The 12,937-nt window shown below is 72.8% G+C and carries 9 protein-coding genes; 4 read left to right on the forward strand and 5 right to left on the reverse strand.

Annotated features, from left to right (window positions below; all coding sequences use genetic code 11):
• Positions 1 to 264: 264 nt before the first annotated feature.
• Together Pka01_RS13925 and Pka01_RS13930 are read right to left on the reverse strand one after the other, a co-directional pair.
• A complete protein-coding gene (locus tag Pka01_RS13925) occupies positions 265 to 483 on the reverse strand; it encodes an RNA-binding S4 domain-containing protein (protein WP_203883146.1) in 219 nt (72 codons plus the stop codon).
• 15 nt (positions 484 to 498) lie between these two features.
• On the reverse strand, positions 499 to 2,106 hold the full coding sequence (locus Pka01_RS13930; protein ID WP_239114956.1) for a PucR family transcriptional regulator: 1,608 nt from the start codon (positions 2,104 to 2,106) through the stop codon (positions 499 to 501).
• A gap of 158 nt (positions 2,107 to 2,264) precedes the next feature.
• Between Pka01_RS13930 and Pka01_RS13935 the strand changes: the two genes are divergently transcribed.
• From Pka01_RS13935 to Pka01_RS13950, 4 genes are all read left to right on the forward strand, one after another.
• A complete protein-coding gene (locus Pka01_RS13935) occupies positions 2,265 to 3,182 on the forward strand; it encodes an oxamate carbamoyltransferase subunit AllH family protein (protein WP_203883148.1) in 918 nt (305 codons plus the stop codon).
• Positions 3,183 to 4,547: an AllF/FdrA family protein gene (locus Pka01_RS13940; RefSeq protein ID WP_203883149.1), complete on the forward strand. Its 1,365-nt coding sequence runs from the start codon at positions 3,183 to 3,185 to the stop codon at positions 4,545 to 4,547.
• Positions 4,544 to 5,929, forward strand: coding sequence for a YlbE family protein (locus Pka01_RS13945; RefSeq protein ID WP_203883150.1), 1,386 nt, complete (start codon positions 4,544 to 4,546; stop codon positions 5,927 to 5,929). The genes Pka01_RS13940 and Pka01_RS13945 overlap by 4 nt, the downstream gene beginning before the upstream one ends.
• Before the next feature lie 154 nt (positions 5,930 to 6,083).
• Positions 6,084 to 8,117, forward strand: coding sequence for a serine/threonine-protein kinase (locus Pka01_RS13950; protein ID WP_239114957.1), 2,034 nt, complete (start codon positions 6,084 to 6,086; stop codon positions 8,115 to 8,117).
• A gap of 28 nt (positions 8,118 to 8,145) precedes the next feature.
• On the opposite strand, the gene Pka01_RS13955 is transcribed toward Pka01_RS13950, so the two are convergent.
• Genes Pka01_RS13955 through Pka01_RS13965 form a run of 3 tightly spaced genes read right to left on the reverse strand, consistent with a single transcriptional unit; the run spans position 8,146 to position 12,893 of the window.
• Positions 8,146 to 9,753, reverse strand: a complete 1,608-nt coding sequence (locus tag Pka01_RS13955) for a bifunctional 3'-5' exonuclease/DNA polymerase (protein ID WP_203883151.1) — start codon at positions 9,751 to 9,753, stop codon at positions 8,146 to 8,148.
• Positions 9,754 to 9,785: 32 nt separating this feature from the next.
• Positions 9,786 to 11,291 (reverse strand): metallophosphoesterase family protein, encoded by a 1,506-nt coding sequence (locus Pka01_RS13960; protein ID WP_203883152.1) that lies wholly within the window; start codon positions 11,289 to 11,291, stop codon positions 9,786 to 9,788.
• 33 nt (positions 11,292 to 11,324) lie between these two features.
• A complete protein-coding gene (locus Pka01_RS13965; protein WP_203883290.1) occupies positions 11,325 to 12,893 on the reverse strand; it encodes an FAD-binding oxidoreductase in 1,569 nt (522 codons plus the stop codon).
• Between the last annotated feature and the right edge of the window lie 44 nt (positions 12,894 to 12,937).

Raw genomic sequence — 12,937 nt, forward strand, 5'->3', positions numbered from 1 at the left:
CGTCCCGCCGCGGCGCTTCGTGCGGTCGATCTCGACCGTTTGCCGGGACTGTAAGACGGCCGGGGCCGTTAGACATGGGCATGATCTGCCAAAGCCGAACCCGGTTGACGCCGAAACCTCGCTCACCGTTCGGAATCGATCCCGGTGCGTCAGCGCGGGGGATCGACGCCGGCGGCCCTCATGAGGTCGGCCATGGCGTGCTCTCGGTCCACGCGGAACGGCAGGACCTCGCCTGAGGGCGGGGAGGAGCCGCCGATCGGCCGATCACGAGGTGGCGATCACCCGGATCTCGAACCCGTCCCCGCTGACGACCTGACCCGCCCGGATCTTGCACGCCTTGCGCAGCTCCACCTCGCCGTCCACCAGGACGTTGCCCTCGGCGATGAGATGTTTGGCCGCGCCGCCGCTCTCGGTGACGAAGCAGAATTTCAGCAGGTCGCACAGCGGGATGTAGTCGCCCCTGAGCTCGAAGGTCTCTTTCACGGCGTCAATATAGGGTCAGATGCCGCGCATGCGGAGCACGTGGAGCGCCAGGGTCAGGTTCAGCCTCAGGTGGGCGTCCTCGGTGAAGTTGCCGAGCAGCCGCTCCAGCTTGCCGATCCGGTAGCGGAGCGTGTTGTAGTGGAAGTGCAGCCGCCGGGCCGTCTCCGCCACGTTCAGGTTGGTGTCCAGCAGCACCTGCAGGGTCCTGCGCAGGTCGGCGTTCTCCACGTCGTCGTCGCCCGCGAGCGACCCGAGCGTCTCCCGGACGAACGCGTGCAGTTCGTCGGTGTCGTTGACCAGGGACAGGAGCCGGTAGACGCCGAGTTCGTCGAAGTGGGCGACGGCTCCCGACCCGTGGAGCTGGCGTCCCACCCTGGCGGCCTTGAGCGCCTGGCCGTAGGCCGCGGGGAGGGAGTCCGTCCCGGTCGAGACCCGGCTGAGCCCGGTCGAGAACGTGCCGTCGGCGATGGCGGTCAGCGCGTCCCTGGCGAGCTTGGGAGCGTCCACGTCGGCCCCGACGATGGCGACGACCTCGTGGGAGAAGCCGGCGACCGCTCCCCTCGGGTCGAACCTGCGCACCGCGGCCTGCCAGGCCGCGAGCATGCGGTCCTGCGCCGGGCGCTCGTCGGCGTCCGGGTCGATCTCCGCCACGAGCACGCTCACCGGGCGTTCCAGGTTCCAGCCGAACGCCTGGGCGCGCTCGGCGACCCGCGTGCCGCCCCGGCCGGTGAGCACGTCCCGCAGGAAGTCGGCGCGGTACTTGCTCTCGACGGCGGTGACCGCCTCCTGCCGGGTGATGACCAGGGCGGCGACCGTGGCCGCGCGCTCCAGGATCCCGATGTCGCTCGGGGTGAGCGTGCCCGCCGCGCTGAAGGCGACGATCCTGCCGTGGTGGTGGCCTCCGGCCACGACCGGCACGGCCACGTAGTGCCCGTCGGCCCTGGTAACGGGCTCGACCGTCGGCGAGGCCGCGCCGGCGCCGTGCGCCTCCCGCAGCATCGTGACCTGCTCGGCGTCCCCCGCCGTGGCCAGGAGCCGGCCGGACGCGTCCACCGCCGCGACGGCCGCGTGCAGCAGACCGGCGACCTCGGCCGTCACCTCGCGCATCCCTCCGCCCGCGAGGACGATCTGCACGAGGGCCCGGTGCGCCTCCTCCGTCCGCGCGAGGATCGCCGCCTGCCGGTTGAGGATGTCGGTGAGGACCTGGTTGAGGATGTCGTCGAAACCGACGTCGTTGGGCAGCAGGATCAGCGGGAAGCCCAGTCTGTCGGCCTGCTCGACCATCTCCCCCGGCAACTCGTCCAGGTAGCGCCCGAGCTTGATCGCGAGAGCGGCGAGCCCCCGCTCGTCGAGGTCGGCGACGAGGCGGTCGAGCGACTGGGGCGTGTTCCGCAGCGGATAACCCGTCGTCAGCAGCAACTCGTGCGGTTTCACCCACGCGAGGATGTCGGGGACCTCCATGACGTTCAGCCGCTGGACGATGCGGTCGAGTCCGCTCTTGCCCGCGATCAGCCGGGCCTCCGCCAGGGTCGACACCCCGAGCACCTCGCCCACGGAAACACCGTGGAGGATCGTTCCCGTGCTGGCCAGGCGCATCGCCGGGGGGGCCGGATCCATCGTCATCATGCGCTCCGGGGTGTCAAGGTCTCACGCCGATTGTGCATGATCGACCCGACTGTCAGGAAGAGCCAAGCATTTGGCGGACTGTTGGCAGCTTTCTCCGTACGGACCGTGCCAACCTCGTTCTAGCGTCGGCAGGAACTGGCTTGTCGGGAGGTTCGGTGACTGTTGGAACACGCCCGAAAGCCCGGCGGACGACGTCGCCCGCCTTCCGGGGCGTCGGCGGCCCCGCATACGTGACCGGGGCGGCCAGCGCCGCGCTGCGCGACGCCCTCGAGTCGCCGCGCCGCCCGGCTCGGGTGCTCGCGGCCTTCCCCCTCGCGGTCTACCTCGAGGTGAGGAGCGAGACCGAGCCCCATGTCGTGACACTCGTGACCGGCCAGGGCGTCCGCCTGCCCAACGCCGTCGTGGTCGTGGACCCGCTCGACGGCATCGCCGCGGGCGACGACGGCTGGGTCGGAGACGGGGCCGTCGAGATCGGCGGGCTGTCGGTCCGGGTCCGCCGCTGGTGGGACCCCGCGCCGCCCCTCGGCCCCGCCGACCTCGTACGGCTCTCGCGGTCGGCCGCGCGGCTCGGCGAGATCAGGCGCCGGACGCCGAGACGGCCGGGACTCGACCAGGAAGGGGCTCCGAGCCTCCTGGAGGCCGGCTGCCGGGCCGGCTCCCTCGCCGACGCCATCACGGCGGCAGAACGCCTGATCGGGCTCGGCCCCGGGCTCACGCCGAGTGGCGACGACATGCTCTCCGGCCTGCTGGTCGCCCTGCGGCACCTGGGGGAGGCGACCGGCACGCCGAGGGCCGTCTGGCTGGCCGACTGGCTCGCCACGGCCGTCACCTACGACGCCCGCACCCGGACCACGCCGATCTCGGCGACGCTGCTCCACTGCGCCGCGAAGGGCCAGACGACCTCCGAGGTCGTCGGGGTGCTGCGGGCCGTGACGGGGCGGCAGCCCCTCGAGGCCGCGGCGCACCGCCTGCTCCAGCTGGGGCACACCTCGGGCGCCGACATCGCCTGGGGCGTCCACATCGGCATGTCCGCCGTCCTGTCCCACGCCGTCCGTTCCAACGGGGAGCCCTAATTGAGCGATCTGGTCGAAGTGCGTGCCGGGGTCTACCACGACTCGGTGAGCCTCATGCGGGTGAGTCAGGCCCTCGCCGCTCGCACCGACGTCGAGGCCGCCCTCGTGGCGATGGCGACCGAGCTCAACGTGGACCTGGCCCGCGACCTCGGCTTCGCCGTACCGGCGGCGACGGGAGGCGACCTGCTCGTCGCGATCAGGGCGTCCGGGGACGAGCAGCTCGAGCAGGCGGCGGCCGAGCTCGACCGGCTGCTCACGGCCGGGTCGCCGGGCGGCGGTTCGCGGGCGCGCGACCAGCTGCCGCGCACCACCCGTTCCGCGAGCAGGGCCTGGGACGCGACGGTGGCCCTCGTGAGCGTCCCCGGCGAGCACGCCTTCGTGGAGGCGTGCGACGCCGTCGAGGCGGGCCTGTCCGTCATGATCTTCAGTGACAACGTCCCGGTCGAGCTGGAGATCGTCCTCAAGGACCGCGCCAGGGACAGGGGCGTGCTCGTGATGGGCCCCGACTGCGGAACCGCCGTGATCGGCGGGGCGGGTCTGGGCTTCGCCAACGTCCTGCGCCCCGGCCCGGTCGGCGTGGTGGCCGCATCGGGCACAGGCGCGCAGCAGGTGACGAGTCTGCTCGACCTGGCGGGCGTGGGCGTCAGCCACCTGCTCGGAGTGGGCGGCAGAGACCTGTCCGCGCAGGTCGGCGGGCGCTCGACGAAGCAGGCGCTGCTGGCACTCGACGAGGACCCGGCGACCGAGCTGATCGTGCTGGTCTCCAAACCGCCCGCCCCCGAGGTGGCGGCGGCCGTGCAGGAACAGAGCCTGGCCAAACCCGTCGTCCGCGCGCTGCTCGGGCCGGGGCAGGACGACCTGACGACGACCGTGGAGAAGGTCCTGGGAGCCCTCGGCGTCCCGGTGCCCGAGTGGCCCTCGTGGGCGGCCGAAAACCCGTCCGTCCCCGGAGGACCGCTGCGCGGCCTCTACTCCGGAGGCACGCTCTGCACCGAGGCCGCCCTCATCGCGGGCGCCGGTGAGTTCACCGACTTCGGCGACGACGAGTACACACGGGGGCGCGCCCACCCCATGATCGACCCCGCCCTCCGTCTGGAGGCGCTCGCGGCGGTGGAGTCGGGCGCCGTCCTGCTCGACGTGGTCCTCGGCCACGGCGCCGATCCCGACCCGGCCGCGTCGCTGGCGCCGGCCGTCGCCGGCGCGTGCGAGCGCGGCGTGGCCGTGGTGGTCGCGCTGGTCGGCACCGAGGGCGACCCGCAGGGCCTGCGTTCCCAGGCCGCCCGCCTGAACGAGGCCGGAGCCGCCGTGTTCACGTCCAACGCCGCCGCGGCCCGCCACGCCCGCCTCCTGATCGGAGCCTCATGACCCTCTCGATGTTGCTGGGCGAGCCCCGCGTGATCACCGTGGGCGCGTCCGTGCTCGGCGAGGCCCTCGACCAGCAGGCGGTGCCGCGCGCGCCGGTCGACTGGCGGCCGCCGCTGCCCGGCACGCCGGCGGCGCTGGCGCGCGTGCTGGCCGATCCGCGCCGGGAGCGCGCCAACGCGCTGGCCGTCGGGCGGCTGCTGTCGGCCCGGCCCCGGCTCGTCGACGTACGGCCGGCTCGCGACGTCCTCGGGCTGGAACCCGGCACGTTCTTCCACGCCGGGCCGCCCGTCACCTGGGAACGCGCCTCCGGCCCGATGCGGGGCGCCCTCATCGGCGCGATGTTGTTCGAGGGCCTGGCCGACTCCCCCGAGGAGGCGGAGCGCAGGCTCGCGGCCGGCGACGGGATCACCCTCGACTCCTGTCACCACCACCGCACGGTGGGGCCGATGGCGGGGGTCGTCAGCCCGTCGATGTGGATGCTCGAGGTCGCCGACGCCGAGCACGGCGGCACCGCCTACTGCTCGCTGAACGAGGGCCTGGGCAAGGTGCTGCGGTACGGCGCCTACGGCTCCGAGGTGGTCGAACGGCTGCGCTGGATGGGCGAGGTGCTGGGCCCGGTCCTCCAGGCGGCCCTCCGCCGCACCGGCCCGCTCGATCTGCGCTCGCTCATCGCTCAGGCCCTGCAGATGGGCGACGAACTCCACAACCGCAACCGGGCGGCCACCTCGCTCCTGGTGCGGGAGCTCGCCCCGGCGATCGTCGAGGCCGCGCCGGAACGGGCCGCGGAGGTCCTGCGTTTCGTCAATGGAAATGATCATTTCTTCTTGAACGCGGGAATGGCTGCGGCGAAAGTGAGCGCCGACGCGGCGCGGAACGTTCCTGGGTCGAGTCTCGTCGTCGCCATGGCTCGAAATGGAACGGAATTCGGTATCCAGGTGTCCGGGCTCGGCGATCGCTGGTTCACCGGGCCCGCCGGCGTCCCCGACGGCCTCTACCTCGGCGCGTACGGCCCCGGCGACGCCAATCCGGACATCGGCGACTCGACGATCACCGAGACGGTGGGGCTCGGAGGCTTCGCGATGGCGGCGGCGCCGGCCATCGTGCGGTTCGTCGGCGGCGACGTGCCGGACGCCATAGCGGCCACGACCTCGATGTACGAGATCACGCTGGCCGAGCATCCGGCCTACCAGATCCCGGGGCTGGGCTTCCGGGGGACGCCCGTGGGCATCGACGTCACCCTCGTCGCCAGGACCGGACTCCTGCCCGTCGTGAACACCGGCATAGCGGGCCGCGTGGCGGGAACCGGGCAGGTCGGGGCAGGTCTGGTGACTCCGCCCGCCGAGGTCTTCACGGCGGCCCTACAGGCCTTGACTCAGGCATGAATTCCCTTTGGGGCCGACTTGACCCTAATATCGGTAGCCCAAACCTCACATATCCAGTGGAATTCGCTTGATCCGTCGGGGGATCTCGCGGATCGAACGATGAATTGGGGACCGTCCTATGTCGACCGATGGCCTGCTCGGTATGGTCCCCCCTATGCCCGAGGGCCAGGGACATATGGGAAACGTCCCCACTGAGGCGACGCCGGACGGACAGGGACGGCTCGTCGGCCGGCGCTACCGCCTGCTCTCCCCCGTCGGCCGCGGCGGCATGGGCATGGTCTGGCACGCCCACGACGTGCTCCTCGACCGTGACGTCGCCGTCAAGGAGCTGATCCTTCCTTACGGGCTCGACCAGTCGGCCACTCAGGTCGCCAACCGCCGTGTGCTCCGCGAGGCGCGCTCCGCCGCCCGGCTCAGCCACCCCGGGATCGTGACCGTTCACGACGTGGTCGAGGAGGACGGCCGGCCCTGGATCGTGATGGAACTGGTCCGCGCGTGGTCCCTGGAGCAGGCCGTCCGCCAGAGCGGCCCCCTCCCCGTGATCCAGGCGGCCGAGATCGGCATCCGGGTGCTCGACGCCATCCGGCACGCCCACGCCGCCGGCATCCTCCACCGTGACGTCAAGCCGGGCAACGTGCTCCTCACCGCCGACCGCGTCGTCCTGACCGACTTCGGCATCGCCGCCATCGAGGGCGACGTCACGATCACCCAGACCGGGCTCCTGATGGGCTCGCCGGCCTACATCCCGCCGGAGCGCCTGCAGGGCCGCCCCATCACCCACGCCGCCGACCTGTGGTCGTTCGGCGCCACCCTGTACGCGGCCGTCGAGGGACGGCCGCCGTACGAGGGGGCCGACGCGGTCGCCGTCCTCGGCGCGGTGCTCACCCAGGAGCCGAACCGGCCGCAGCGGGCGGGCGCGCTGCTCCCCGTGATCGAGGGGTTGCTGCGCAAGAACCCGGCCGACCGCATCGCGGCGGCGCAGGTGGCCGAGATGCTGGAGCGGGTGCTGCACAGCAGCGGAGCCGGCCTGCCCGGGCGCGGCGTCTCCTCGCTGTCCATGCCGACGCCCCAGAACCCCACGCCCGCCGGACTGCTGCCGCCGCTCGACCTCCCGTCGGGACCGCTTCCCTCCCGCATCATCGAGACGCCGTCGGGCCCGGTACGCGTGCCGTTCGCCCCCGAGGACATGCCCGGGTCCATGAGCGGCCCGCAGCCCTACACCGCCTCGGGTCCCCACGCGACGCCGGCCTTCGACGCCCTGGCCTCTCCTTCGGGCTCCACCCACGCGCCGGAGCGGTCGCGTGAGGCGATGTGGCCGACGCCGTCTCCCGGCGACCTCCCGGGCGACCTGGCGGGCAGGCCGGGCCGCAACGGCACCGGCGAGCACCGCATGACCGGGCCCTTCCGCACGCCCGCACCCGGGCACTCCACGGGAGCGCACTCCACCGGCCCGCACTCGACAGGTCCGCACTCCACCGGCCCGCACTCGACGGGGCCGCACTCCACCGGGGGACGCTCCGTAACGAGCCCGCAGACCGGCCGCAGGCGCAGGGACGAGGACGAGCAGGTCGAGGAGCGCGAATCCCGTCCGACCGTCCTGATCGCCGTGATCGCCGTGGCGGTGATCGGCCTGGTGGTCACCCTCCTGTTCGTCCTGATGCCGGGCGGATCGGACGACTCCACACAGGAGGTCGCCCAGGGGGTCCCGTCCGTGAGCGGGCAGAAGGAGCCGTCCGACGAAGCGTCCGCGGTCCAGGTGCCCAAGGGCTTCACCCCGCACAGCGAGAACGGCGTGTCCGTCGCGGTGCCCAAGGACTGGACGGTGGCCGATCAGGGCGGCTCCGTGACCTACTCGGGCCCGAAGGACAGCGCCCAGCAGATCAAGATCCAGAAGATCAAGGACGGCAGCCTGGCGGCGCTCCAGGCGGTCGAGCAGAACCTGAACGCCCAGGACTACCCCGACTACACGCAGGTCCAGCTCGCGAAGGTCGACTACCGGTGGCCGGCGGCCGACTGGGAGTACACCTACACCAACGCCGACCAGGTGACCGTCCACGCCGTCACCCGGTACGTGGAGGCCGACGGTCAGGGCTACTCGATCACGTTCTCCTCCCCCGACTACGACTGGGGAGAGTCGGCCGCGCCCGTCCGCCAGGCGCTCTGGAACACCTTCACCCCGGCGGCGTGACAGGCCCGGGCCGTCCGCTCGCCGGCCGTCACTTCGCGTCGGCGTAGCAGGCGACGGCGACCGCCTCCATCGGGAAGCGCACCGGAGTCTGCCCGAACACGAGCCGCGTCGCCTCCTCCGCCGCCCGCGCGACCGCGGCGCGCACCTCGGGCGCCAGGTCCTCGGGGCAGTGCACCATGACCTCGTCGTGCTGGAAGAACACGAGCCTCGCCGGCTCCGGCAGCAGGCCCCTGAGCACGGCCATGAGCGTCAGCGCCCACTCCGCGGCCGTGGCCTGCACGACGAAGTTCCGGGTGAACCGGCCGCGGTCGCGGGCCGCCCTGACGCCCTCCGGGCCGGAGACCAGCTCGCGCCACCGGGCGGACGGCGGCGGGCTCGTACGGCCGAGCCACGACCTGACCAGCCTGCCGTCCTCCCCCGCCCGCGCGGCGTCCTCCACGAACCCGTACGCCTGCGGGAAACGCTGGCGCATGACGGCGAGGAGCTTGGGCGCGTCGCCGCTGGTGCCGCCGTACATCGCGGACAACATGGCGATCTTCGCGGAGTCGCGGGCGCCGCCGAACGCCTGGGCCAGGGCGGCGTACAGGTCGATCTCGCCGGCCGCCCGGGCCAGCCCGCCGTCGCCGGCCATCGCCGCCAGGACCCGCGGCTCCAGCTGGGCCGCGTCGGCCACGACCAGCGTCCAGCCCTCGTCGGCCACCACCACGCGGCGCATGACCTTGGGGATCTGCAGGGCGCCCCCGCCGCTCGTGGCCCATCGGCCGCTGACGACGCCTCCCACGACGTACTCCGGGTGGAACCGGTCGTCCCGCACCCACTGGTCGGCCCAGACCCAGCCGTGGAAGCTGTAGAGCCTGGCCAGCTCCTTGTAGGCGAGCAACGGGCGCGTACCCGGATGCTCGACCTCCTTGATCACGTATGACCGAGTGGAGGGGATCGCGATGCCCGCGCCCTTGTACGCCTTGACGATCTGCTGGGGGGAGTCGGGGTTCACCGGGTGGCCGAACGCGGCGGAGATCTCGTCGGCGAGCGCCTGCAACCTGGCCGGCCGCATCCCGTGCGCCGGGCGCGGCCCGAGCAGCTCCGTCAGCAGGGCGTCGTGGACGTCCCGCCGCCACGGCATGCCGTCGTGCGCCATCTCCGCGGCGATGAGCGCCCCCGCGGACTCGGCCGCGACGAGCAGGCGGAAACGCCCCGGGTCGGGGGTCAGGGCGATCCGGCGCAGCTGGTCGTCGAGCACCTCGGCGACCAGGTCGGCCTCCGCCACGTCCGGCCCGTCCTTCGCGGGCTCGAAGAGCGCGACCTGAGCCGCCTCCGCGCTCTCGTGGACGTCCGCGGGCACGGGAAGGCCGTGGAGCCGCGCGTAGGCCGCCGCAGGCTGTCTGGGCTCGCCGTAGCGCCCGTCCGCCGCCAGCAGGAGGCCCTCGGTCAGCGTCACGTCATGGCAGCGCGACAGCCGTACGCCTCCGGCCAGCAGGGCCGGGTAGACGCGGCGCGCGTCGGCCCACGCCCAGCGGGGGCGCCCGGCCTCCAGCTCCCGGACGGCCTGCGCCAGGTCGGCGACCCTGACGGCCTCGCTCCCGGCCTGGCGGATCGACCCGCCGCCGTCGGAGTCGGCCGCCACCACTACGTGCACGCCCCAAGAGTGCCAGGCGGCACCGACATCGGTCAGAGGGGTATCTCGACCTCGTCCTCCAGCGGCGGGTCGATCTCCTGCGCCAGGCAGCCCGTCGCGGCGAAGCACCTGATCTTCAGCCGGTCGGCCGTGACGGACACGTGCAGGAAGCTCTTGAAGAACGGCGGGGTGTCCCAGTCGGACAGCTCCGAGATCCACCGGTGGAAGACCCGTCCGACGGGCAGGCGGAAGGGCATCGGCCAGCCGCCGAGCAGGCGCGCGGCCCACCGCGTCCGCGCCGTGACCCGCGCGCCGGGGGTGGGCCTGGGCGGCGTGTTGCCCACCCGCCGCGACATGAGCTCGAGGCCCTGCTCGGGGGTGATGTAGAGCCAGCGCATGCGCAGTCGCCTGCTGTAGAGCAGGCTGTAGAACGACAACGAGTCGCCGCGCAGCGGATAGCACTTGAACTCGTCCTCGTGCACGCCTCCGACGTCGACCCTGGGGGTCGTGTGCGTCGCGTGCATGAACGCGCCCCCGCCTCCGGAGACGATGTACTGGATCGTCCGGCCGCCCACGTGGACGGGATAACGCTCGTAGTTGTGGACGTCCCCGCCGATCGCGGCCACGTAGTTGTTCGCCGGGTCGCGGACGACGTCGTCGACCGTCCCCCCGCCCTCGATCGCGCAGGGGTGGTACTCGTTGCGCACGTAGATCGGCTTGCCGGTGATGAGGATCTTGGGCCGGGGGTCGGCGGACACGCGGCGCAGCCACTCCCCCTGTTCGCGGTCGATGTCGCCCTTGATGCCCGTGTCGATCCCGACGACGACCAGCCTGCCGAGGTCCAGCATCCAGTACGGCGCGGGCAGCGTGGCCTGCTGCTCGGGGAGCGAGCGCATCTTCCGCGCCTGTTCCAGGGCCGCCTCGTCGATGACGTCCGGCTTCTTCCAGAGCAGTCCGCGGATGCCCGCGGGCGACAGCCGGAACCCCTGCCGCTGGACCTCGAGCGGCCGCGCGTCGCAGAAGACCCGCATGAAACCGCCGAGCCCGTCGTACCAGTCGTGGTTGCCGGGGACCGCGTAGATCGGGGCCGCGTAGTCCTGGTAGGGGCGGAAGAACTTGTCGCCGTACTCGTTGCCCGAGCCGGTGGGATAGATCACGTCGCTGGCCACGACGGCGAACGACGTGTCCTCCCCCAGCTTCAGCATGCCGGGGACCACCGCGTACTGGGAGGCGTCGCCCTCGCCGGTGTCACCCAGGACCAGGAACGAGAACTCCTCCCCCACCTCGTGCGCGACCCGGAGGTCGGGGTCGGCGCCGCGCTCCCGCTGCGCGGCCATCCACCGGCGCCTGACCTCGGACGAGGGGTCGCCGAAGAGCTGGGCGAGGATCTCGTTGCGTGACCGCCACAGGGTCACGGGATTCAGCCAGGTGAAGGTGTTCCTGCTCGGCCGCAGCTTGTCGAAGGTGCCGATCTGCTGACAGTTCCACCCGGCCCCCTCCTCCGACACCCGTGAAGAGACCTGCTTTCCGCGCGCCGCCGCGGTGCCGACATCCACCATGGGACAATCTTGACGCTTCAGCAGCGAAGGGATCTACGGAATCATCACCCCGGGATTGAGCACACCCGCCGGATCGAGACGTTCCTTGACCGCCCGCAGGATCTCCGCGCCCAGTTCCCCGATCTCCGCGCCGAACGCCTCACGGTGGTCGCGCCCGACGCCGTGGTGGTGGGTGATGGTCCCTCCGGCGCGCAGGATCGCCTCGCTCGCCGCCCGCTTGGCCGCGGCCCACTGGCCGACCGGATCATCCGTCTGCGCGGTGACCACGGTGAAGTACAGGGAGGCGCCCGTGCCGTACACGTGCGAGACGTGGCACATCACCAGCGGTGAGCCGAGCGCGGCCGTGAGGGCCTGCCGTACGGCCTCGTAGAGGCGCGGCACGGCGGACCAGAAGCAGGCCGTCTCCAGCGTCTCCACGGTCGCGCCCGCGGCGAGCAGCGAGTCCCGCAGGTACGGCGCGTCGAACCGCCCGTGCGCCCACTTCTCCCCTGGCTCGGGACCGAGATGGACGCCGCCCGTCGCGGCCAGGACCGCCGCCGCACGCTCCCCCCGGTACGACACGTCGTCGGGGCCGCCCTCGTAACCGGCGACGACGAGGCAGCCGGAACCCGTCGCCGACGAGCCGAGCTCACCGGGCTGGGCCAGGCCCACCAGGGTCTCCGTCTCGTCGGACAGCCGCAGGACGGTCGGCGCGGGGCCGTCCTGCGCGAGCCGCCGGACGGCCGCCAGCCCCTCGGCGAACGTCGCGAACCGCCAGCCCTCGTAGACCCGCCGCTCGGGAGCCCGGCGGACGCGCAGCCTGAGCGAGGTGATCACCCCGAAGGCGCCCTCGGAACCGAGGATCACCTGCCGCAGGTCGGGGCCCGCCGCCGACTTGGGGGCGCGGCCCGTCTCCAGCGTGCCGCGCGGCGTCGCGACGGTCATGCCGACGACCATGTCGTCGAACCGGCCGTACCCGGCTGACGCCTGCCCGCTCGACCTGGCCGCGGCGAAACCGCCGAGCGTCGCGTACTCGTAGGACTGCGGGAAGTGCCCGAGCGTAAGGCCGTGGGAGGCGAGCAGTTCCTCCGCCTGGGGCGCGCGGAGGCCGGGCTCCATCTCGGCGACCATCGACTCCACGTCCACCGAGACGAGCCTGTTCAGCCGGGACAGGTCAAGGGCCGCCACCCCCGCGAATCCCTCGCGGGAGGCGACCAGGCCGCCGACGACCGACGTCCCCCCGCCGAACGGCACCACGGCCACCCTGTGCTCAGCGCACACGCGCAGAACGGCGGCCACCTCGTCGTGCGAGCCGGGCAGGACGACGGCGTCGGGGGCGTCCGAGCCGTCTCCCGCCCGCATCCGCAGCAGGTCGGGCGTGGACCTGCCGCGGGTGTGGCGGATGCGGGCGTCGTCGTCGGTGCGCACGTACCCGGCCCCCGTGATCGCCGCGAGCGCGGCCAGAACGGCCGGCGGGAGGGCCGCTGCCGGCAGCCGCACCTCGCCGAAGGTGGCGGCCGGGGCGGCCGGCCCCTGTACGCCGAGGAAGTCGGCGAGCAGCTTGCGTACGGGTTCCGGCAACTCCGTCGCCTTGGCGGGATCACCCCAGCCGGACCAGAGCATCGGTTCCGCGGGGGTCGAAGGGGTCTCCACGTCGTGCACGCCTC

This window comes from Planotetraspora kaengkrachanensis, assembly GCF_016862895.1.
In the GTDB taxonomy this organism is placed as follows: domain Bacteria; phylum Actinomycetota; class Actinomycetes; order Streptosporangiales; family Streptosporangiaceae; genus Planotetraspora; species Planotetraspora kaengkrachanensis.